This is a genomic window from Streptomyces sp. NPDC004266, assembly GCF_042874095.1.
Classification (GTDB): domain Bacteria; phylum Actinomycetota; class Actinomycetes; order Streptomycetales; family Streptomycetaceae; genus Streptomyces.
This window is the reverse complement of the sequence record NZ_JBIAMM010000004.1, coordinates 447,576-468,238: the sequence shown is the minus strand read 5'-3', so window position 1 is coordinate 468,238 and position 20,663 is coordinate 447,576. Positions and strand designations below refer to the sequence as shown.

General features: G+C 73.5%; 21 protein-coding genes. 8 read left to right on the top strand and 13 right to left on the bottom strand.

Annotated features, from left to right (window positions below; all coding sequences use genetic code 11):
• Positions 1-6: 6 nt before the first annotated feature.
• Positions 7-978, top strand: coding sequence for a LysR family transcriptional regulator (locus tag ACFYUZ_RS13385; RefSeq protein ID WP_389308457.1), 972 nt, complete (start codon positions 7-9; stop codon positions 976-978).
• Here ACFYUZ_RS13385 and ACFYUZ_RS13380 read toward each other — a convergent pair.
• A complete protein-coding gene (locus tag ACFYUZ_RS13380) occupies positions 964-1,740 on the bottom strand; it encodes an alpha/beta hydrolase (RefSeq protein WP_389308455.1) in 777 nt (258 codons plus the stop codon). The two genes, ACFYUZ_RS13385 and ACFYUZ_RS13380, sit on opposite strands and share 15 nt — an antisense overlap.
• Before the next feature lie 90 nt (positions 1,741-1,830).
• Positions 1,831-2,622, bottom strand: a complete 792-nt coding sequence (locus ACFYUZ_RS13375; protein ID WP_389308453.1) for a GNAT family N-acetyltransferase — start codon at positions 2,620-2,622, stop codon at positions 1,831-1,833.
• A gap of 92 nt (positions 2,623-2,714) precedes the next feature.
• Here ACFYUZ_RS13375 and ACFYUZ_RS13370 point away from each other — a divergent pair, with 92 nt between their 5' ends.
• The gene (locus ACFYUZ_RS13370; protein ID WP_389308452.1) at positions 2,715-3,869 is read left to right on the top strand and encodes an adenosine deaminase; all 1,155 of its coding nucleotides are present in this window, start codon (positions 2,715-2,717) and stop codon (positions 3,867-3,869) included.
• Positions 3,870-4,042: 173 nt separating this feature from the next.
• On the top strand, positions 4,043-4,408 hold the full coding sequence (locus ACFYUZ_RS13365; protein WP_389308450.1) for a hypothetical protein: 366 nt from the start codon (positions 4,043-4,045) through the stop codon (positions 4,406-4,408).
• A gap of 75 nt (positions 4,409-4,483) precedes the next feature.
• Here the strand turns inward: ACFYUZ_RS13365 and ACFYUZ_RS13360 are convergent, their stop codons facing one another.
• The 5 genes from ACFYUZ_RS13360 to afsQ1 form a co-directional block, all read right to left on the bottom strand.
• Positions 4,484-4,684, bottom strand: a complete 201-nt coding sequence (locus tag ACFYUZ_RS13360) for a PspC domain-containing protein (protein ID WP_389308448.1) — start codon at positions 4,682-4,684, stop codon at positions 4,484-4,486.
• Positions 4,685-4,773: 89 nt separating this feature from the next.
• Positions 4,774-5,355: a VanZ family protein gene (locus ACFYUZ_RS13355; protein ID WP_389308446.1), complete on the bottom strand. Its 582-nt coding sequence runs from the start codon at positions 5,353-5,355 to the stop codon at positions 4,774-4,776.
• A 408-nt stretch (positions 5,356-5,763) separates the two neighbouring features.
• Positions 5,764-6,369 (bottom strand): hypothetical protein, encoded by a 606-nt coding sequence (locus tag ACFYUZ_RS13350; RefSeq protein ID WP_389308445.1) that lies wholly within the window; start codon positions 6,367-6,369, stop codon positions 5,764-5,766.
• Positions 6,366-7,898: an ATP-binding protein gene (locus ACFYUZ_RS13345; protein WP_389308443.1), complete on the bottom strand. Its 1,533-nt coding sequence runs from the start codon at positions 7,896-7,898 to the stop codon at positions 6,366-6,368. Before ACFYUZ_RS13345 ends, ACFYUZ_RS13350 begins: the two co-directional genes overlap by 4 nt.
• Positions 7,895-8,572 carry a two-component system response regulator AfsQ1 gene (gene afsQ1 / locus ACFYUZ_RS13340; protein ID WP_017239746.1) on the bottom strand — a complete coding sequence of 226 codons (678 nt, stop codon included), beginning with the start codon at positions 8,570-8,572 and terminating at the stop codon, positions 7,895-7,897. Before afsQ1 ends, ACFYUZ_RS13345 begins: the two co-directional genes overlap by 4 nt.
• A gap of 168 nt (positions 8,573-8,740) precedes the next feature.
• Between afsQ1 and ACFYUZ_RS13335 the strand changes: the two genes are divergently transcribed.
• Positions 8,741-9,463: a SigE family RNA polymerase sigma factor gene (locus ACFYUZ_RS13335; protein WP_030687432.1), complete on the top strand. Its 723-nt coding sequence runs from the start codon at positions 8,741-8,743 to the stop codon at positions 9,461-9,463.
• 159 nt (positions 9,464-9,622) lie between these two features.
• On the opposite strand, the gene ACFYUZ_RS13330 is transcribed toward ACFYUZ_RS13335, so the two are convergent.
• Entirely contained in the window at positions 9,623-10,312 is a 690-nt protein-coding gene (locus tag ACFYUZ_RS13330) for a uridine kinase (RefSeq protein ID WP_389308442.1), read from the bottom strand.
• Positions 10,313-10,364: 52 nt separating this feature from the next.
• Here ACFYUZ_RS13330 and ACFYUZ_RS13325 point away from each other — a divergent pair, with 52 nt between their 5' ends.
• On the top strand, positions 10,365-10,763 hold the full coding sequence (locus ACFYUZ_RS13325) for a hypothetical protein (RefSeq protein WP_389308440.1): 399 nt from the start codon (positions 10,365-10,367) through the stop codon (positions 10,761-10,763).
• 12 nt (positions 10,764-10,775) lie between these two features.
• Here ACFYUZ_RS13325 and ACFYUZ_RS13320 read toward each other — a convergent pair whose 3' ends face one another.
• The 4 genes from ACFYUZ_RS13320 to deoC form a co-directional block, all read right to left on the bottom strand.
• Complete coding sequence (locus ACFYUZ_RS13320) at positions 10,776-12,170, bottom strand: TerD family protein (RefSeq protein WP_389308438.1); 1,395 nt, start codon at positions 12,168-12,170, stop codon at positions 10,776-10,778.
• Between the two features lie 79 nt (positions 12,171-12,249).
• Positions 12,250-13,143, bottom strand: coding sequence for an aldehyde dehydrogenase family protein (locus tag ACFYUZ_RS13315; RefSeq protein WP_389308437.1), 894 nt, complete (start codon positions 13,141-13,143; stop codon positions 12,250-12,252).
• Complete coding sequence (locus ACFYUZ_RS13310) at positions 13,136-14,572, bottom strand: aldehyde dehydrogenase family protein (RefSeq protein ID WP_389308435.1); 1,437 nt, start codon at positions 14,570-14,572, stop codon at positions 13,136-13,138. Before ACFYUZ_RS13310 ends, ACFYUZ_RS13315 begins: the two co-directional genes overlap by 8 nt.
• A 5-nt stretch (positions 14,573-14,577) precedes the next feature.
• Entirely contained in the window at positions 14,578-15,537 is a 960-nt protein-coding gene (deoC, locus tag ACFYUZ_RS13305) for a deoxyribose-phosphate aldolase (protein ID WP_389308433.1), read from the bottom strand.
• 252 nt (positions 15,538-15,789) lie between these two features.
• Here deoC and ACFYUZ_RS13300 point away from each other — a divergent pair, with 252 nt between their 5' ends.
• The 3 genes from ACFYUZ_RS13300 to ACFYUZ_RS13290 all read left to right on the top strand — a co-directional run bounded on the left by ACFYUZ_RS13300 (position 15,790) and on the right by ACFYUZ_RS13290 (position 18,538).
• Entirely contained in the window at positions 15,790-17,043 is a 1,254-nt protein-coding gene (locus ACFYUZ_RS13300; RefSeq protein WP_389308431.1) for a hypothetical protein, read from the top strand.
• Positions 17,044-17,147: 104 nt separating this feature from the next.
• Positions 17,148-17,786: a class F sortase gene (locus tag ACFYUZ_RS13295; protein WP_389308429.1), complete on the top strand. Its 639-nt coding sequence runs from the start codon at positions 17,148-17,150 to the stop codon at positions 17,784-17,786.
• A gap of 35 nt (positions 17,787-17,821) precedes the next feature.
• Entirely contained in the window at positions 17,822-18,538 is a 717-nt protein-coding gene (locus tag ACFYUZ_RS13290) for a PH domain-containing protein (protein ID WP_389308427.1), read from the top strand.
• 169 nt (positions 18,539-18,707) lie between these two features.
• Here ACFYUZ_RS13290 and ACFYUZ_RS13285 read toward each other — a convergent pair whose 3' ends face one another.
• Entirely contained in the window at positions 18,708-20,360 is a 1,653-nt protein-coding gene (locus ACFYUZ_RS13285; protein ID WP_389308425.1) for a phospho-sugar mutase, read from the bottom strand.
• Positions 20,361-20,663 lie beyond the last annotated feature (303 nt).

Genomic DNA, 20,663 nt, shown 5'->3' with positions numbered 1-20,663 from the left:
GTTCCCATGGTGCATGAGTACAGGTCACAGCCTCGCCTGTCACCGAACAGTAACGAAGAAGACATGGGACCGCTGCTGGCGCCGCGGCTCGCGTACTTCGCCGCCGTCGCCCGGCACGAGCACGTGACCCGCGCCGCGGCCGAGATGGGCGTGCCGCAGTCCACGCTCTCGCGGGCCATGGTCCGGCTCGAACAGGACCTCGGCGTCACCCTCTTCGCCCGGCGCGGCCGCACGGTCTCCCTCACCCCGGCCGGCCGCCGCTTCCTCACCGCCGCCGAGCGCGCCCTCGCCGAGGTGGAGCGGGCCGCCGACACCGTACGGGCCGACGCCGACCCGGCGGCCGGGCGCGTCGCCTTCGGCTTCCTGCACACCATGGGCTCCGAGACCGTCCCCGGCCTCATCCGCGCCTTCCGCGTCGACCACCCGAGGATCCGTTTCACCCTCGTCCAGAACTACGGCGAGGCCATGATCGAGCGGCTGCGGGCCGGCGACCTCGACCTCTGCCTGACCTCGCCCGTGCCGGACGCCCCCGACCTGGTCGCCCGGCGCCTCGACGAGCAGCGGCTGCGGCTCGTCGTCCCCGACGACCACCGGCTCGCCGGCCGCAAGCGGGTGCGCCTCGCCGAGGCCGCGGACGAGACCTTCGTGACCCTGGAGCCGGGATACGGGCTCCGCCGCATCACCGACGACCTGTGCGCGGAGGCCGGCTTCAAGCCCCGGGTCGCCTTCGAGGGCGAGGAGGCCGAGACCCTGCGCGGCCTCGTCGCCGCCGGCCTCGGCGTCGCCCTGCTGCCCCCGCCCGCCGTCCCCCGCCCCGGCGTCGTGGAACTCACCGTCACCGCGCCGCGGGCGGTCCGCGAGATCGGCGTGGCCTGGCTCGACGGGCACCCGGACACGGCCCCGGTGGCCGCCTTCAAGAAGTTCCTGCTGAGCAGGCGCGGCCACCTCCTCCCGAAGGAGCCGTCACCTCCGGCGTGAGCCCCCGAACCCCGCCGCCAGCGGCATCCGCAGGCCGAGCGGCGGGGGAGCCGCCATCGCGTCGGTCACCGGCCGGGCGACCGGGCGGCCGAAGAGGGCGCCCAGCGCGAAGTCCGCGGCCAGGGCCCGGACCTCGGCCGCGTACTGGCGCAGCGCGTGGCCGTCCGAGTGCACCTCGAAGCGGCAGGTGTCCCGGTTCGCCTTCTTCGCCCGCTCGGCGAACCGGAACGACAGCTCCGGATCCGTCCGCGCGTCGTTCGTGCCGTGCACGAGCAGCACCCTGCGCCCCACCAGCTGCCGTACCGGCTCCGGCTCCGCCGCCACGTCGTCCTCCGGCAGCCACGGCGCGAGCGCGAGCACCGCGGCGACCGCGGGATGCCCGGCCGCCCGCAGCGCCGCCCGCGCCCCCATCCCGTGACCGAGGAGGCAGACCGGCACGTCGCCGTAGCGCCGTACCGCCTCCGCGACCGCCCAGGAGGCGTCCGCCACGAGGTCCGCGTTCGCCCCGTTCCAGCCGCGCGCCCGGTAGCGCACCACGTGCGCGACGAGCTCCTCGGACCGTCCCGCCCGGGCCAGACCGCGCCCCAGCGGAAGCATCGCCGCGTGCGCCCGCGCGGAGGCCCGCCGCGCCGACACCGGCTCACCGTCCGGCAGGAGCAGCACCACACCGCCCACCGCCGCCGACGTGCGGGAACCTCCAACAGGCCGTCCGAGCCGGGGTCTCCGTGCTTCGGGCGGCCCCACGAGTGCGAAGTGCGCCATGACAGAACAGTCTCAGAAGCGGAGGTGTACGCCAGCCGTACGCGCGGTCACTGTTACGCATCGCCGCGCCGGCTCGAACGGGCGTGCGCGTCAGGCCCGTTCCCGGATCCGTTCGAAGCGGGCCACCGAGCCGATGGTCGCGAAGCCCTTCCGGCCGTACCAGTGGCGCGGCCAGTCGTCCGCGAAGGCGGTGAGGAAGCGGGTCGAGCAGCCCGCGTCGGCGGCCTCGCGCAGCGCCGTGTCCAGCACCTTCCCGGCGTACCCCTGCCCGAGGTGGGCCTCCACGGTGACCAGGTCCTCGATCTGCGCCGTGCCGGTCGCCGGGTCCATGTACAGGTCGACCCACGCGGCCACCTCGCCCGTCGGGGTGCGCGCCGCGAAGAAGCGCACGTCGTCGGCGCCGCGCCGGCGCGCCACCCGCCGCTCCACCAGGTCGCGGATGTGCTCCGGCGGCGCCTGCGGGGCGAACCGCGGCCAGGAGGCCGCCACCGGCTCGCGCAGCTCGTCGAAGTCGACCTCCGCCGCCCCGCCGTGCTCCGGCACCGGGCCGGTGTGCGCCATGAGCATCGTCGTGGCGTGCCGGTACCCGGCCCGCTCCATCGGAGCCCGGCAGGCGGCGGCGACCGTCTCGTCGAGGACGTACACGCAGCGGTACGGGAGATGGCCGAGCGCCTCCTCCGCGTACCCGGGCAGCGCCTCCGGGTCCACGGCTCCGTCGACGAGCAGGTGGTTGTTCCCCCGGGAGTTCGCGTAGGCGTCGTCGAGCACCGCGAAGGCGCCCGGGAAGCCGACGGTGCGGGCCGCCTGGCGCCGGTGGAATTCGGACAAGAAGCGGTGCACGCGCGGAAGTTCGGACGCGGCCGTGGTCGAGGTGGAGGTCATGCGGGCAGGCTAGGTGCGCGGTCCCTCGCCCCGCCACAAGAAATCAGGCGCCGCGAGAGGTGTTCTACGCGCGTAGGGGCTACAGTGCGGAGATGACGAGCCAGACCCCCAACGTCCCCACCGCGGACCAGATCCGCCGTGCCCCGAAGGTGCTGCTCCACGACCACCTCGACGGCGGACTGCGCCCCGGCACGATCATCGAACTCGCCCGGGAGCAGGGCTACGAGCAGCTCCCCGAGACGGAGCCCGACAAGCTCGGCATCTGGTTCCGCGAAGCGGCCGACTCCGGTTCCCTGGAGCGGTACCTGGAGACCTTCGCGCACACCTGCGCCGTCATGCAGACCCGGGACGCCCTCTTCCGCGTCGCCGCCGAATGCGCCGTCGACCTCGCCGAGGACGGCGTCGTGTACGCCGAGGTGCGGTACGCCCCCGAGCAGCACCTGGAGGGCGGACTCACCCTCGAAGAGGTCGTGGAGGCCGTCAACGACGGCTTCCGCGAGGGCGAGCGGCGGGCCAGGGCCGCCGGTCACCGCATCCGGGTCGGCGCCCTCCTGACCGCCATGCGGCACGCCGCCCGCGCCCTGGAGATCGCCGAACTCGCCAACCGCTACCGCGACTCCGGCGTCGTCGGCTTCGACATCGCCGGCGCCGAGGCCGGCTACCCGCCCACCCGGCACCTCGACGCCTTCGAGTACCTGAAGCGGGAGAACAACCACTTCACGATCCACGCCGGCGAGGCCTTCGGTCTGCCCTCCATCTGGCAGGCGCTCCAGTGGTGCGGCGCCGACCGGCTCGGCCACGGCGTCCGGATCATCGACGACATCGAGGTCGCCGACGACGGCTCCGTCCGCCTCGGCCGCCTCGCGGCCTACGTCCGCGACAAGCGCGTCCCGCTGGAGATGTGCCCCTCCTCCAACCTCCAGACCGGCGCCGCCGCCTCGTTCGCCGAGCACCCCATCGGCCTGCTCCGCACGCTCCACTTCCGGGCCACGGTCAACACCGACAACCGGCTGATGAGCGGGACGAGCATGAGTCGGGAATTCGAGCTGCTGATCGACGCCTTCGGCTACACGCTCGACGACATGCAGTGGTTCACTGTCAATGCGATGAAATCAGCGTTCATTCCTTTCGATGAACGACTCGCCATGATCAACGAGGTGATCAAGCCGGGATATGCCGAGCTGAAGTCCGAATGGCTGTTCCAGCAGACCGCCACGACCAGCGAGTCTTCCCGCGCGACGGGCTGAAAAGCGCCCCGTGAGGGGGAGGAGGGCGGCCGGGGGGAGGCGACACCCGGCCGCTTTCCGGTGTTTGCGAAGGCGACGTTCGCTGGTTAGGTTGCAGAGCCGCTCTCGATTCCCAGGATTTCCCCTCCCGGCTTTTCCCCGAAGCCCCCGGATTCCCCAAGGAAGATTTACTGATGAAGCAGTCTGCCGCCAAGAAGCTCGGTGTCGCCGCCCTCGGTGCCGCTTTCGCCGCCGCCGCCGCAGGCACGGCCTCCGCAGCGCCGTCCCTGCCGCTCGACGCCGACGCGCTGGGCACGGTGACCCAGGCCGTCCCGCTCGGGGACGGCCTCACCACGCTCCCCGACGGCGCCGCCGAGTCCCTCGGTGCCGGCCAGGGCGCCCTCGGCCAGGGAGTCGACCAGGGCGTGAAGACCCTTCCGGCCGCCGCGGGCCAGGCCACCCAGAACCTTCCGCTCGACGCCGCCGCCGGCGGCCTCGGCGCCACCCCGCTCGGCGGCCTCCTCGGCGGCCTCCCGCTCAACGGCCTCCCGCTCGGCTGACCCCGGCCCCCGCACGCCGAAGGGGCGCGCACCCGTGATCCGGGTGCGCGCCCCTTCGGCGTGCTCGTGCGACGGCTACCAGGCCGTGCTCGCGGTCTTCTCCGCCGGCAGGAAGATCCACAGGCCCAGGTAGATCAGGAACTGCGGGCCCGGCAGCAGGCACGAGGCCAGGAAGATCACACGCATCGTCGTCGCGGAGGTGCCGAAGCGCCGGGCCAGCGCCGCGCACACTCCGCCGAGCACGCGTCCGTCACGGGGGCGGGTCAGTGCGGCCATGGTGGGCTCCTTCGGAGTCGGTCCGGGAGTCGCTCTTCCGGGCTCCCGATGACTCCATGTTCCCGCCGGACAGGGGACGAAGCGTCGGTCTACGGGGCGATCGGGACCCTGGAAATCGTCGGGGTCGCACCCTGAGGGGCCTCGTTCCGCAGCAGGGCGGCGCCCCCGTCCGGAGTGCTCCCCGCGGAGGAGGACGACCTCCCCGCCTCCCACCTGCGGCGCAGCCGGGTCCGGCCGGCCGGGACCACCAGGAGGTGCGCCAGCGCGACCCCCGCGGTGTTCAGGAGGACCGAGTCCACGTCCACCACCTGGCCCGGCACCGCGGTCTGCAGCAGCTCCACGGCCAGCGACACCAGCGCGCCCGCGGCGGTGGTACGGGTCAGGGAGGCCCACCCGGAGACATGGAGCCGTCCGTCGGCCATCGGGAGCAGCACCCCGAGCGGGGCCAGGAGCAGCAGGCCCTCGCCGATCAGCCGGGCCGCCTCGGTCCAGCCCAGCGCGAGGACGGTCCGCAGGCCGTGCATCGGGATCGTGTTCGGCGCGGTCACCCAGGCCACGTCCCGTGGACGCAGACTGACCCAGGCGACGAGCAGCAGATGCGCGAGGAGGAGGACGAACCCCGCCACGCGGACGACCACGGCGGCACTGCCGCCCGAACCTTGACGCTGCACGTCCCCCAAGACGCGGCGAACAGCGGAATCGGTTCCGCCGCACTCTGACCCACCCCGCCGCGGGCCGCGCCCACCCCGCGCCCCCGTTGTGGGCAGGCGTTCCGCAAGGGGCGGAACGGGTGGGCACAACGGACGGCGCCCTTGCCGGCGCCAGAGGCTCACGTGCCTGGACCCGCACCGGCTGTGCGCCGCGCAAAGTGGTGCGGGTCCGGGCGCGGAACGCGGAGGCGCTGCGAAGGGCGCCGTCCCGTGTGCCCACCCTCCCCCAAGCTCTCGGCTTCGCTCGAGCAGGGGCCCCCTCGCCCCAGCGGGACGATTGCCCACACGGGCGGGTGCGGGAGGGGCACCGCCCAGCGGGACGACTGCCCACACGGCAGGTGGGCCGGGGCACCGCCCCGGCAGGTGGGGTCAGGGGGTCGTCGGCGTCGGGGGCGGGGCCGTCGGCGGGGTGGAGTCGGGACGTTCGCGGAGTTCCGTCGTGCACCGGTACCGCTTCGGCGCGTACGCCCCCGGCCCGCCGAGCAGGACCGTGTGGCCGCCCGCCCCCGCGGAGCTCTCCGCGAAGGTGCAGACCAGCTGCGACAGCGCCGTCGGCGCCAGGTCCTCCGGCTGCCGGCTCAGCCGCAGCGTGCCCGCCGGGTCGCCCCGGTGCCCGCCGCCCACGGTCAGCGGCCCGCGCACCTCGGTCGTGAAGCCGGCCTGCCGCTCGCCCTCCGAGGGCTCGGCGAGCAGCTGCGCGAGCAGCCGCCCGGCGGTCCGCACCGGATCGCCGCCCGCCTTCTCCTCCGGCAGCGGCGACCGGCGGTCCACCGCCTCCAGCTGGGACCCGCAGACCAGGAACACCCGGACCGGCACGCCCTGCGCCGCCGCCTCCGTCGTGCCGTCCTCGGTCATGCTGCACGGCACCCGGGAGGGGGCCGCGCCCGCGTCCACCGGGACCGACGTGGTCCGGATGCCGCAGCCGGTGGCCAGCGCCGTGAGCGCGACCGCCAGGACAAAGACGCGACGCCTCACGCTTCCTCCACCTCGCCCTGGCTGCTGCGGGTCTGCACCTCGCGCGTGATTCCCGAGGCGTCCAGCGGCAGCCGCAGCACGAACACCGCGCCGTCGACCTTCCCGTCCTCGCCGACCGAGTTCGACGCCGTGATCGAACCGCCGTGGATCAGCGCGTTCTCCATGGCGATCGACAGGCCGAGCCCGCTGCCGTCGGACCGCGGCCGGGACGCGCTCGCCTTGTAGAAGCGGTCGAAGACGTGCGGCAGCACTTCTTCCGGGATGCCGGGGCCGTGGTCCCGTACCGCGATGACCAGCTCGTCCTCCTCCGTGCGGACCGAGACCCGCACCGGGGAACCGCCGTGCTTGAGCGCGTTGCCGATGAGGTTCGCCAGGATCACGTCGAGGCGCCGCGGGTCGAGCGGCGCCACGATCCCGCGCTCCGCGTCGAGGTCCACCGCGTCCAGCCAGGCCCGCGCGTCGATGCACGCGGTGATCTGGTCCGCGATGTCCACGTCGTCGAGGACGAGCCGCGCGGTGCCCGCGTCGAAGCGGGTCACCTCCATCAGGTTCTCCACCAGGTCGTTGAGGCGCCGGGTCTCGCTCACCACGAGGGCCACCGCCGGGGCGATCATCGGGTCCAGGGAGTCCTGCTCGTCCTCCAGGACCTCGGTGACGGCCGTCAGCGCGGTCAGCGGGGTCCGCAGCTCGTGCGACATGTCGGCGACGAAGCGCCGCGAGGACTCCTCCCGGGCGCTCATGTCCGCGACCTTCTTCTGCAGAGATTCGGCCGCGCTGTTGAACGTGCGGGAGAGGTCGGCCAGTTCGTCCGCGCCGGAGACCCGCAGCCGGGTGTCGAGCTTGCCCTCGCCGAGCTGCCGGGCCGCCTCGCCCAGCCGGTGCACCGGGCGGAGCACGGTCGTCGCCGCGACCTGCGCGAGCAGCACCGACCCGGCCACCGCGAGGGCGGTGGCGATCCCCAACGACCAGGCGAGCGAGTTCAGATCGGCCTTCTCCGCGGCCAGCGACTTGAACATGTACCCGGCGGGCCCGCCGCCGTCGATCCGCGTGCCGCCGACCAGGTACGGCGTCCCGTTCCGCTCCGTGCGCTGCCAGAACAGGTGGTACGGATACGGGTTGGCCTCCGTCACCGGCCGCTTCGTGTCCACGGCCTCCCGCAGCGAGCGCGGCACGTCGGCCAGGGTGAAGTCGTCCGGGTCCGAGGCGCCCACGATCGGCTTGCCCGCGTCCCGCTCGCCGAGCAGCAGCACCTGGTAGTTCGCGGCGCTGCCGGACGCCATCTGCTCGGCGGTCCGCCGCAGGTCGTCCTGGGCGGGCCGGAGCGGCAGCGTCGCCGTCCGGTTCTGCATCTCCTGCCGGAAGTCGTTGAGGGCCCCGTCCTGGGTACGCGTCAGCACCGCCTCGCGGTTGAGCCAGTACGCGATGCCTGAGGCGGCGACGGCCGCGGTGAGCGCGACGAGGGCGAAGACGACGACGAGCCGCAGCCGCAGGCTGGAGAACCGCAGCCGCGCGTAGATCCCCTTGCTCACGCAGGAACGTCCAGCCGGTAGCCGACGCCGCGCACCGTACGGATCAGCGTCGGCGAGGACGGCACGTCCTCCACCTTGGCGCGCAGCCGCTGCACACAGGCGTCGACGAGCCGCGAGTCGCCCAGGTAGTCGTGCTCCCACACGAGCCGCAGCAACTGCTGGCGGGACAGCGCCTGCCCGGGCCGCCGGCTCAGCTCCAGGAGCAGCCGCAGCTCGGTCGGGGTGAGCTGGAGGTCCTCGCCGTTCTTCGTGACCGTCATAGCCGAGCGGTCGATCACCAGGGAGCCGTACGTCGCCGAGTCCGTCGACTCGCGCTCCCCGCGCCGCAGCACGGCCCGGATGCGGGCGTCGAGCACCCGCCCCTGCACGGGCTTCACGACGTAGTCGTCGGCGCCGGACTCGAGGCCGACGACCACGTCGATGTCGTCACTGCGCGCGGTCAGCAGGATGATCGGCAGCTGGTCGGTCCGGCGGATCCGCCGGCAGACCTCGAAGCCGTCGATGCCGGGCAGCATGACGTCGAGCACGACCAGGTCGGGCCGCTGCTCGCGCAGCAGCTGGAGACCGTCCTCGCCCGTCGCGGCGGTGGCCACCCGGTGGCCCTGCCGGGACAGGGAGAGTTCGAGGGCCGTGCGGATGGCGTCGTCGTCCTCGATCAGCAGCAGAAAAGGCACGGCGACATTCTGTCGCATGGGCCGTCCGAGATCGACCGCTCCCGGACTCGCTTCCGTCTCGTTCCCTGTGACACGGCTGTGACAGTCGGCGGACAACGCCATGAAGTCCGGGGGGCAAGCTTCTTGGCACACGGACCGAAACACACTCCAACCGACGGGGGGCGCGAGATGAACGCACTGCACAGCACCACCTCAAGCGCAGTTGTCACGCGTCTCCACGACGTCGTGCGGAGCACGGAGAAGTCCGGCGGTGTGAACGGACGGGGGTGCGTTCGCGGCGTCGGGCGTCAGCGCAAGGCGCCGTACATGGTGGCCGTTGCTGACGGGGGAGCGGCGTACGGGGAGGTCACGGGGGAGCGCTCCGGCTGTTCGGAAGCCGAGTTCACGGCTTACGTCCAGGAGCGTCGTGCCTCCCTGTACGCCACCGCCTACCACCTCACCGGTGACCGTTTCGAGGCCGAGGACCTGCTCCAGAGCGCGCTGTTCTCCACGTACCGCGCCTGGGACCGGATCAGCGACAAGGCCGCCGTCGGCGGATACCTGCGTCGCACCATGACCAACCTGCACATCAGCGCCTGGCGCCGGCGCAAGCTCAACGAGTACCCGACCGAGGAGCTGCCGGAGACGGTCGGCGAGACGGACGCGATGCGGGGCACCGAGCTGCGCGCGGTCCTGTGGCAGGCCCTGGCCCGCCTGCCCGAGCTCCAGCGGACGATGCTGGTGCTGCGCTACTACGAGGGCCGGACCGATCCGGAGATCGCGGAGATCCTGGACATCAGTGTCGGCACGGTGAAGTCGAGCATCTGGCGCTCGCTGCGGCGACTGCGCGAGGACGAGGTGCTGAGCTTCGGCCGTGACGAGGAGGAGTCCTTCGGCGAGCTGGTGGCCTGAAGGTCGGGGGGACGCACCCGCGGGGGCCACGGGGGAGACGGGGCCTCGGGGGTACGGGGGAAAGACGGGGGAACCGTACGGGGGTACGGGGAAAAGCGAAGCGGGTCGTACGAGTCCGGGGGTCTCGTACGGCCCGCTTCGGCCGTTGTGGGCCCGGGTCTAGACGGGGGTGCGGTGGCGGCCCGCCGCCGCTGCCGCCAGCCGCCCCAGCGCCTCCGGCTTCGCGCAGGGGTGCGCCCCCAGGGCGGTCTGGCGGGCGACGATCGCGCGCTCGGCGCGCATCAGGCGCCAGCCGCGGCGCAGCAGGAACGGGACGGACTTGCGGCCCTCGCGGAGGTCGCGGAGGAGCCGGCGGCGGAAGGTCGTCGAGGGGCGGCCGCGCAGGCACAGCGCGTCCGCGAGGACGTCCAGTTCGCGGCAGCGGGTCACGATCTCGGCCGCGAAGATGCCCTCCGCCACGAAGAGCGGGGTCCGCCCGATGTCGAGCGGCTCACGGCCCACGCGGGAGCTGGTGGCGATGTCGTACACGGGGACGTCGGTCCGCCCCGTACGGCAGAGCTCGACGATCGCGGCCACGGCGACGTCCGCGTCCCAGGACGCCGGGGAGTCCCAGTCGATGTCCGTGGAGCCGTCGACGAGCGGCAGCGACGGGTCGTCGGCCTCCTTGTAGAAATCGTCGAGGCGCAGGACCGGAAGGCCGGCGACGGCGGCGAGGGACGACTTGCCGGAGCCGGAGGGGCCCGCGAGCAGGACGACCCGGGTCGGGATCGGTTGGGAACTCACGGAACACCAGTGTGAGGCATTCCCCCGTCCAGGGGACCACCGAGGAAGGCCGTTGGTATCGAGCATCACACCTCCACTACTGTCGGTGCCCGCTCGCTCACCCCCTGGAAGGATCTCCATGGCGCGTCACGCAGCCCCCCGGACCCCCCGCCGCAGCGCCCTGCTCAAGGCCGGTCTCACCGTCACGGCGGCGGGCGCCGCGGTGATCGGCGCGGGTGCCGGGGCGCAGGCCGCCGCCCCGGTGCCGCTGCCCCTGGACTCGCTGAGCCGGACGGACGCCGGTGCGGCCGGGGCGGGCGCACTGGACGGTGTCACCCACGGCGTGGGCCCGCTGACCCGGCTTCAGCTCGACCCGCTCGCCAACACGGGCGTCGATCCGCTCGACAACGGCCTCGGCACGCAGGTCGCCGACTTCAAGCCGGTCGGCACGCACCTGGTCACCGACCACGTCACGAAGGGCGGCGCGGTCGCCGACCTGCCGGTGGTCGGCGGCGTGACGCGGGGGCTGCTGCCGTAGCGGGCACGCCGCTCAGCGCTTCGCCCGGCGCAGCCAGCCCAGTGCCCCGCGGGGCGGCGCGGACGCTCCGGCCGGGCTGCCGGCGTCCTGGCCGCCGCTGTGGGGCCGCACGTCCTTCAGGCGCGCCTCCCAGGGGCCTTCCGCCGCGGACAGGTGGACGAGGAGCGGGCCCTCGGGCAGCGGCAGGGTCTCCCTGCGTGCGCCGATCTCGTTGACGGCGGCTCTTCCGGGGCTCGGAAGCGTGGTGGGGTCCGTGTGTCCCGCCAGTCTGTACACGTGGACGATGAAGTTGCCGCCGCCCTTGTAGCGGAACGCGACGTCGGCCGTCCCCCGGGTGTGGAGCAGGACGTCGGGGCCCCAGCTCTCCAGCCGGTCCTCCGTCAGTCGCCGGGCCTCCGACAGGGGCAGGATCCGCACCTGCCAGGACCCGCTCGCCTCCAGCCGCAGGCGCAGACGCCCGTGCTCGGGGACGGAGGTGATCACCCGGCCCCGGAAGTCCTTCTCCGTGCTGTTGACGACCGCGCGCCCCTTGGCGTTGGAGTCGTCGAGGGGCCACAGCCCCGTGTAACCGCCGCCCTTCACGGCCAGTTCGGCCATGACGGGGCCGGGCGGGAGGTCCTTCACGGTGATCACGTCGTTGTCCCGGCCGGTGACGGTGCGCGGCGTGAAGACCGGCCCGCACGTCCAGACCGACGGGTCGGGCCGCGACGCGGGCGGGGGAGACGCCGCCACGGGGGCCTCGGCCTGGGCCCGGGTCCGGTTCCGGGCCAGGGCGCGGATCTGGTCGGGGGTCATGTCCAGGAGCTGGTCCCGGGTGAGGCCCATGCCCTGGGCCGGGGCGTCGGAAGGAGCGGCGGGCGGGGCGGGGGCCGGGATCCGTTCCGGGGCCTCCCGCGGTTCCTCGCCCACGTCCACGCCGTGGTCCACCGCGAGGCCCGTCAGCCCGTCCACGTACCCCTGGCCGACCGCGCGGAACTTCCAGCCGCCCGAGCGGCGGTACAGCTCCGCGAGGACCATCGCCGTCTCGGAGCCCGCGTCGGTGACCTCGTACGCCACGACCGTCCCGCCGTCCGGCCCGGAGACCTCCACGGACAGGCCGTGCGCGTCCCGCAGCGCGCCCTCCTCCGTCGACGCGACGATCAGGACGCGGGCGATCCCCTCCTCGACGCCCGTGAGGTCGGCGTCCAGCCGGACCGTGCCCTCCTCGTCGCCGTCCGCGCCGCCGGACAGCCGCACCGCGCCCGACGGGTGCGCCGGAGCGCCGTGGAACACGATGTCGGCGTCCCCCCGGACCCTGCCCTGCTCCGTCACGAGCAGCGCCGCGACGTCCACCCCGCTCCGGACGGTGACGCGCAGCGCGGCCGTCGGCACGAAGGCGTTGTCTCCCTTGATCAATCCCCTCAGCATGAACGGATCCTGCGGTCGATAGCGGGGATGCGCAAGGCCCCCGGGCAGTGCTGCTGCCCGGGGGCCCGTCGCGGTGGGACTAGTACGAGGAGCCGCTCGCGCCCAGCGAACCCGTGGGGTGCCAGACCGTCTTCGTCTCCAGGAAGGCGGTCATGCGGTCCGTGCCGGGGGACTCGGTGAAGTCCTCGGTACGGGGGCGCAGGACGCGCTTCAGGTTGTCCGCCGCCGCGATCTCCAGGTCGCGGGCGAGGTCGCCGTCGGTCGCGCCCGTCAGGTCGAGGGCGTTGACGTCCTGGTGGGCCGCGAGGTGCGGGCCCATCTCGGAGGCCTTGCCGGAGAGGATGTTGACCACGCCGCCGGGGAGGTCGGAGGTGGCCAGGACCTCGCCCAGGGAGAGTGCCGGGAGCGGGGCCTTCTCGCTGGCGATGACGACGGCGGTGTTGCCCGTCGCGATCACCGGGGCGATCACCGAGACCAGGCCCAGGAAGGAGGAGTCCTGCGGGGCCACGACCGTCACGACGCCCGTCGGCTCCGGGGTCGACAGGTTGAAGTACGGGCCCGCGACCGGGTTCGCGCCGCCCACGACCTGGGCGATCTTGTCGGTCCAGCCCGCGTACCAGACCCAGCGGTCGATGGCCGCGTCGACGACCTCGGCCGCCTTGTTCTTGGACAGGCCCTCCGCGTGCGCGACCTCGTGCACGAACTGGCCCTTGCGCCCCTCCAGCATCTCGGCGACGCGGTAGAGGATCTGGCCGCGGTTGTACGCGGTGGCGCCGGCCCAGCCGCCGAAGGCCTTGCGCGCGGCGACGACCGCGTCACGGGCGTCCTTGCGGGAGGAGAGGGGGGCGTTCGCCAGCCACTTGCCCTTGGAGTCCGTCACCTCGTACACCCGGCCGCTCTCGGAGCGGGGGAACTTGCCCCCGACGTACAGCTTGTAGGTCTTGAAGACGCTCAGACGGTTCGCGTCAGACATCGAGGTAGGCCTCCAGACCGTGGCGGCCGCCCTCGCGGCCGAAGCCCGACTCCTTGTAGCCGCCGAAGGGCGAGGTCGGGTCGAACTTGTTGAACGTGTTGGCCCAGACGACGCCGGCCCGGAGCTTGTTGGCCACCGCGAGGATGCGGGAGCCCTTCTCCGTCCAGATGCCGGCCGACAGGCCGTACTGGCTGTTGTTGGCCTTCGCGACGGCCTCGTCGGGCGTACGGAAGGACAGCACCGAGAGGACCGGTCCGAAGATCTCGTCACGGGCGATCCGGTGCGCCTGCGTGACGTTCGTGAAGAGCGTCGGGGCGAACCAGTAACCGGCCGACGGGAGCTCGCACGCGGCGGTCCAGCGCTCGGCGCCCTCCGCCTCGCCCTGATCCACCAGGGAGGTGATGCGGGCCAGCTGCTCGGACGAGTTGATCGCGCCGATGTCGGTGTTCTTGTCGAGCGGGTCGCCGAGGCGGAGCGTCGACAGGCGGCGCTTGAGGCTGTCGAGCAGCTCGTCCTGGATCGACTCCTGGACGAGGAGGCGCGAGCCCGCGCAGCAGACCTGGCCCTGGTTGAAGAAGATGCCGTTGACGATGCCCTCGACGGCCTGGTCGATCGGGGCGTCGTCGAAGACGATGTTGGCGCCCTTGCCGCCCAGTTCGAGGGTGACCTTCTTGTGCGTGCCGGCGACGGAGCGGGCGATCGACTTGCCGACCGCCGTCGAACCGGTGAAGGCGACCTTGTTCACGTCCGGGTGCTCGACCAGCGCGGCGCCCGTCTCCCCGTACCCGGGAAGGATGTTGACGACGCCCTTCGGCAGCCCGGCCTGGCGGCAGATGTCCGCGAAGAACAGGGCGGAGAGCGGGGTCGTCTCGGCCGGCTTGAGCACGACCGTGTTGCCGGTCGCGAGCGCCGGGGCGATCTTCCACGCCAGCATCAGCAGCGGGAAGTTCCACGGGATGACCTGGCCGGCCACGCCGAGCGGGCGCGGGTTCGCGCCGTAGCCCGCGTGGTCGAGCTTGTCGGCCCAGCCCGCGTAGTAGAAGAAGTGCGCGGCGACCAGCGGGAGGTCCGCGTCGCGGGTCTCCTTGATCGGCTTGCCGTTGTCCAGGGTCTCCAGGACGGCCAGCTCGCGGCTGCGCTCCTGGATGATCCGGGCGATCCGGAAGAGGTACTTGGCGCGCTCGGAGCCGGGCAGCGCCGACCACTTCTCGAAGGCCCTCCGGGCCGCCTTCACGGCGCGGTCCACGTCCTCGGCGCCCGCCTGGGCGACCTCGGAGAGCACCTCCTCGGTGGAGGGGGAGACGGTCTTGAAGACCTTGCCGTCGGCGGCGTCGACGAACTCGCCGTCGATGAACAGGCCGTAGCTCGGCGCGATGTCGACGACCGAGCGCGACTCCGGTGCCGGTGCGTACTCGAATGCAGATGCCATGTTGATCAGTCCACCGTCACGTAATCGGGGCCGGAGTAACGGCCGGTCGCCAGCTTCTGGCGCTGCATCAGCAGGTCGTTGAGCAGGCTGGAAGCGCCGAAGCGGAACCAGTGGTTGTCCAGCCAGTCCTCGCCCACGGTCTCGTTGACGAGAACCAGGAACTTGATCGCTTCCTTGGTGTTGCGGATGCCGCCGGCCGGCTTCACGCCGATCTGCACGCCGGTCTGGGCGCGGAAGTCGCGCACCGCCTCCAGCATGAGGAGGGTGTTCGCCGGGGTGGCGTTGACCGCGACCTTGCCGGTCGAGGTCTTGATGAAGTCCGCGCCCGCCATCATGCCGAGCCAGGAGGCGCGTCGGATGTTGTCGTACGTGGAGAGCTCGCCGGTCTCGAAGATCACCTTGAGGCGGGCGCGGTCGCCGCACTCGGCCTTGACGGCGGCGATCTGCTCGTACACCTCCATGTACCGGCCGGCGAGGAAGGCGCCACGGTCGATGACCATGTCGATCTCGTCGGCGCCGGCGGCGATGGCGTCGGCGGTGTCGGCCAGCTTCACGGGGAGCGCGGCGCGCCCGGCCGGGAAGGCGGTGGCGACCGAGGCGACCTTGACGCCCGAGCCCGCGACGGCGGCCTTGGCGGTGGCCACCATGTCGGGGTAGACGCAGACGGCGGCGGTCTTCGGGGTCGTGCGGTCGGTCGGATCGGGGTTGACGGCCTTGGCGGCGAGCGCCCGGACCTTGCCCGGGGTGTCCGCGCCTTCGAGCGTCGTCAGGTCGATCATGGAGATGGCCAGGTCGATGGCGTACGCCTTGGCCGTGGTCTTGATCGAGCGGGTGCCGAGGGACGCGGCGCGCGCCTCCAGGCCGACGGCGTCGACGCCGGGCAGCCCGTGGAGGAAGCGGCGCAGCGCACTGTCGGACGCGGTCACGTCGGCGAATGCGAGAGCTGCGGGTGCAGTGGTGGGCATGGTCACCAGTCGAGCATATCTACGCGCGTAGCGACCTGTACAGGGGAGCCCGTTCATCGAGCCCGAGGTCACAGGGGGTCCCTCGGCGTGGTGATCCCTGTCACGCGGCTGTGACAGGGAGCGGACGGCTCCCGAATACGAGATCAATAGATTTTCTTCCAGCAGCCAGCCAGACCTCACCGGACACAGTCGGACCGAGAAAAAGCGGCATGCGACTCTCCCACCCACCTGCCTGACCTCACAGGAGTCGTTATGCGCACCGCCCTTCGCACCGCCATCGCCACCGCCCTCGTCGCGGGCATCGCGATCACCGCCCCGGCCCTCGCCACCGGCGCCGCCTTCGCCGCCGACGGCCCGGTGGCCGTGAGCACCTCCGAAGCGAAGCGGGCCGACACCGGGGCCGGGGCCGGGGGCACGGCCGGCGCCGCGCAGGGCACCCTCGTCCGCACCGAGACCCTCCACAACGGCACCGTCGTCAAGGTCTACAAGCTCGGCCCGGCCTGGTACCGCGCCGAGAGCTTCAAGAACGGCCGGTCGATCGGCACGCTCGAGACGGGCAACCGCGCCACGGCAGGCAACGACAACGGCGACTACCTCGTCCTCTTCGCGGACGGCCGCACGCTCGCGTGGCGGGGCGACCTTGTCTCGCCCGCCCCCCTCGGCCTGTACCGGCTGGCCGACGGCACCGTCGTGGAGCTCGGCAAGAACCCGGCGGACGGCCGTTTCGGCTTCCAGCTGATCGACGGGGCCGGCAAGGGCCGCGGCTTCTCCTACGCCTACCACCCGGTCCGCTCGGTGTGGACCTACGGGAAGGCCGTGGTGGTCCTGGAGGCCGACGGCGGATTCGCCGCCCACGTCCCCGGCGCCGCCGAGCAGGGCAAGCCCGAGTACCTCGGCAAGAGCACCGGCACCCCCGAGGCGACTCCCTCCCCGACCGGGCCCTCGAAGCCCGCGGCCACCCGGTCGCCCGCCCCGGTCATCAGCGGCCCCACCGCCGTCGGCCCGTGCACCGTCACCGAGGTCATCGCCTCCTCCTACGGAGGCGGCTGGACCGTCACCCTCACCAACGACCTGGAGAAGGGCCCCAAGGCCGTCCTCGAGGACGAGAAGGGCAAGGTCCTGGACACGGTCGACCGCGCCCACCCCGGCCCGACCGGTCCGGGCTCGAAGATCGTGCGCGCCGACACCCGCACCCCGCGCTTCGGGCAGCACACCAACGGCGGCGACACCGCGCCGTACCGCTGGAACGACTTCCCGAAGCTCCCCGAGAACTGCGGCACCACCGCCACGCCCACCGCCCCGGCCACCCACGCCCCGCAGACCGACGCCCAGGGCGGCCAGACCAGCGTCGTCCCGAAGGGCGGCGTCGCCGCCGGCGCCGACTTCGGCACCGTCGAGCAGGACAACGACGACGCGCTGCTCGCCTCCTCCGCGGGTGCCGCCCTGGTCGTCGCCGGCCTCGGCTTCACCACCCTGCGCCGCCGTCGCGCCGCCGTCCGCGGCTGACCCCGAGCAACCCCACGCGGCACACCCCTCACAGCGCCGCACACCCCCGGCGGGCCGCCCTCCTCCTCAGGCGGCCCGCCGCACCCTCTTCCCGGAGCACGCCCATGACCCGCCGCCCCCTCCTCCTCGCCCTGGCCGGCGCCACGGCCGCCCTCGCGCTCTCCGGCTGCGCCGCCCCCGCCGACCCCGCGGCCGCCTCCGCGCGGCCGGCGGTCCCCGCCCCGCGCGTCACGCCGACCGCCCTGCCCGCCCCGGCCGGACAGCTCGCGGCCGAGCCGCTGGCACGCTCCGCGCCCGTCCGCGTCCGGATCCCCGCCGCCGGGGTCGACACCGGCCCCGTCCTCTCCCTCGGACTGAACCCCGACGGCACCGTCGAGGTCCCCCCGGTCGCGGACGCCGACCGCATCGGCTGGTACGACAAGGGCGTCACGCCCGGCGAGACCGGCCCCGCCGTCCTCATCGGCCACTTCGACACCGCCCGCGGCCCGGCCGTCCTCAAGAACGTCTCCCGCGTCCGGGTCGGCGGCGAGATCACCGTCACCCGCGCCGACGGCACGACCGCCGTCTTCCGGGTCCGGGAGCTGGAGCAGGTCGACAAGGACGCCTTCCCGACGGCCAAGGTGTACGGGAACACCACCCGCCCCGAGCTGCGCCTCGTCACCTGCGGCGGGGAGCTGGTCGACGGCCACCGCCCCGACAACATCATCGTGTACGCGGATCTGGTGGCCGCGCGGGCCGCCTGAGCCCCCACCCCGCCCGCTGAGGCACAATCGGCGGCATGACGACCCCCGAGCCGACCCCCGAGCCCAGCCACGAGCCGAGCCGCGAGTCGACCCCCGAGCAGCCGTCCGCGGGGCAGACCCCCGGCGGGCAGGCCTCCGCCGCGCCCGCCTCCGCCGACAAGGTCCACCGGTCGCCCCTCGGCGTCGCGAGCGGGGTCTTCCTGCTGCTCCTCGCGGCCCTGTTCGCCGCGGACGCGATGGCCCGCGGAGAGGGCCGCACGCCCTGGTTCGCGCTCGCGAGCCTCGTCCTCGCCGTCCCGCTGATCGTCGCCTTCACGATCCGGCCCGCCGTGTACACGAACGAGGACCGGCTCCGGATCCGCAACCCGTTCCGGTCGATCACGCTGCCCTGGGCCTCGGTCGCCGACGTCCGCGCCGGCTACTCCAGCGAGGTCTTCACGCAGGAGGGCGCCAAGTACCAGCTGTGGGCGATCCCCGTCTCGCTGCGCCAGCGGAAGAAGGCCGCCCGCAGCGCCGCCCGCGCCTCCCAGGACGACCCGCACGGCCGTACCTCCGTCACCGCCGACGTACGGGACAACGCCTCCCGGCTCGCGCCGAGCGACAAGACCGTCGCCGAGCTGCGCGAGCTCGCCGAGCTGCGCGCCACGGCCCCGGGCGCGCAGGGCGAGCCGCGGGTGCGCTGGGCGTACGAGATCGTCGGCCCCGCGCTGGCCGGGCTGCTGCTGCTCGTGATCCTGGTCGCGACGGGCTGAGCTGGATCCTGGATCCGGTACCTCGGATCCAGTACCTCGGATCCTGGACCCAGGAGCTCGGATCCAGGGTCTCGGATCCAGGGCCCGCACGCCGAAGGGCCGGTACGGAATCGCTTCCGCACCGGCCCTTCCGCGTATCCGCGTGTCTGCGTACCCGCGTATCCGCGCCCTACAGCCCGGCGGCCTCGGACAGGTCCCGCTTGATCGCGGCCAGCAGTCCGGCGCCCGTCGCGCGGGCCGCCGCCAGTTCGCTCGCGTCGGCGACCGGGACGACGACCTCCAGGTAGCACTTGAGCTTGGGCTCGGTGCCGCTCGGGCGGACGATCACCCGGGCCTTGTAGTCGCCCTCCAGGTGGTAGCGCAGCCCGTCCGTCGGCGGCAGCGTCTCCGTGCCCTTCGTCAGGTCCTCGGCCGAGACGACCGTCAGGCCGGCGAGGGAGACCGGCGGCCGCTCGCGCAGCGCGGCCATCGCGTTCGCGATGATCCCCAGGTCCTCGACGCGCACCGACAGCTGGTCCGTGGCGTGCAGCCCGTGCGCGACCGCCAGGTCGTCGAGCAGGTCGGTGAGCGTCCGGCCCTGCTCCTTGAGCACCGAGGCCAGCTCGGTGACGAGCAGCGCCGCGGTGATGCCGTCCTTGTCGCGGACGCCCTCCGGGTCGACGCAGTAGCCGAGCGCCTCCTCGTAGCCGTACCGCAGGCCGTCGACGCGGGCGATCCACTTGAAGCCGGTCAGCGTCTCCTCGTAGCCGACGCCCGCCGCCTCGGCGATGCGGCCGAGCAGCGAGGACGACACGATCGACTCGGCGAACACGCCGGTGGCGCCCTTGTGCACCAGGTGCGCGGCGAGCAGCGCGCCCACCTCGTCGCCGCGGAGCATCCGCCAGCCGCCGTCGACGGAGGCGTCCGGGACGGCCACGGCGCAGCGGTCGGCGTCGGGGTCGTTGGCGATCACGATGTCGGGGTCCACGGCGCGGGCGGCCTCGAAGGCCAGGTCCATGGCGCCCGGCTCCTCCGGATTGGGGAAGGCGACCGTCGGGAAGGCCGGGTCCGGGTCGGCCTGCTCGGCGACGAGCGCGGGCGGCGGGAAGCCGGCCCGGCCGAAGGCGGCCGTCAGGACCTCCTTGCCGACGCCGTGCATGGCCGTGTAGACGGTCCGCGCGGTGCGGGGGGAGCCGGGGGTCAGGACGGCGTCCGTGCGCTCCAGGTAGGCGTCCAGGACCTCGTCGCCCAGGGTCTCCCAGCCCTCGGTGGGGCGCGGCACGTCGTCCAGCGAGCGGACCGCGGCGATCTCGGCGGCGATCTCCGCGTCGGCCGGCGGCACGATCTGCGAACCGTCGCCCAGGTAGACCTTGTAGCCGTTGTCGCGCGGCGGGTTGTGGCTCGCGGTGACCTCGACGCCGGCGACGGCGCCCAGGTGCCTTATGGCGTACGCGAGGACGGGCGTCGGCAGCGGACGGGGGAGCAGCGCGGCGCGCAGCCCGGCGCCCGTCATCACGGCGGCGGTGTCCCGGGCGAAGTCGGCCGACTTGTAGCGGGCGTCGTAGCCGATGACGACGAGACCGCCGGTCTCTCCCTTCGCCTTCAGGTACGCGGCGAGGCCGGCGGCGGCCCGGATGACGACCGAGCGGTTCATCCGCATGGGCCCGGCGCCGAGCTCGCCGCGGAGGCCGGCGGTGCCGAACTGCAGGGTGCCGCCGAAGCGGGCGGCGAGTTCGTCGGTGGCGTTGCGGTCGAGGAGCGCGGCGAGCTCGTCGCGGGTCTCCTGGTCGGGATCCTCGGCGAGCCACGCCTGGGCCCGGGCGAGGAGGTCGTCCTGCGTCACGGTGATGTGCCTTTCGGAGGTGCGGGCGGAGGGGCGGGGGCGGGCCGGCGGGGCGTGCGGTGGCCGCTGCGCGGAGCCTTCCCCCACCCCGCCCCTTCCCGAAACCGGGGGCGGGACCCCGGGCCCCGTACGGCCTGCGGCCGGGTCCTCCGACGTCGGACGGGCCGGACGGCCGGCGTCCGGGGCGTGGGGGCCGGGGGCGGAGCCCCGGTCACGGGAAGGGGTGTCCCGCGCCGCCGGGCGGAGGGGAGGGTGGGGAGGAGGCCCCGCGCGGCGGGTGCCGGCGAGCCGGACGGCCCGGCG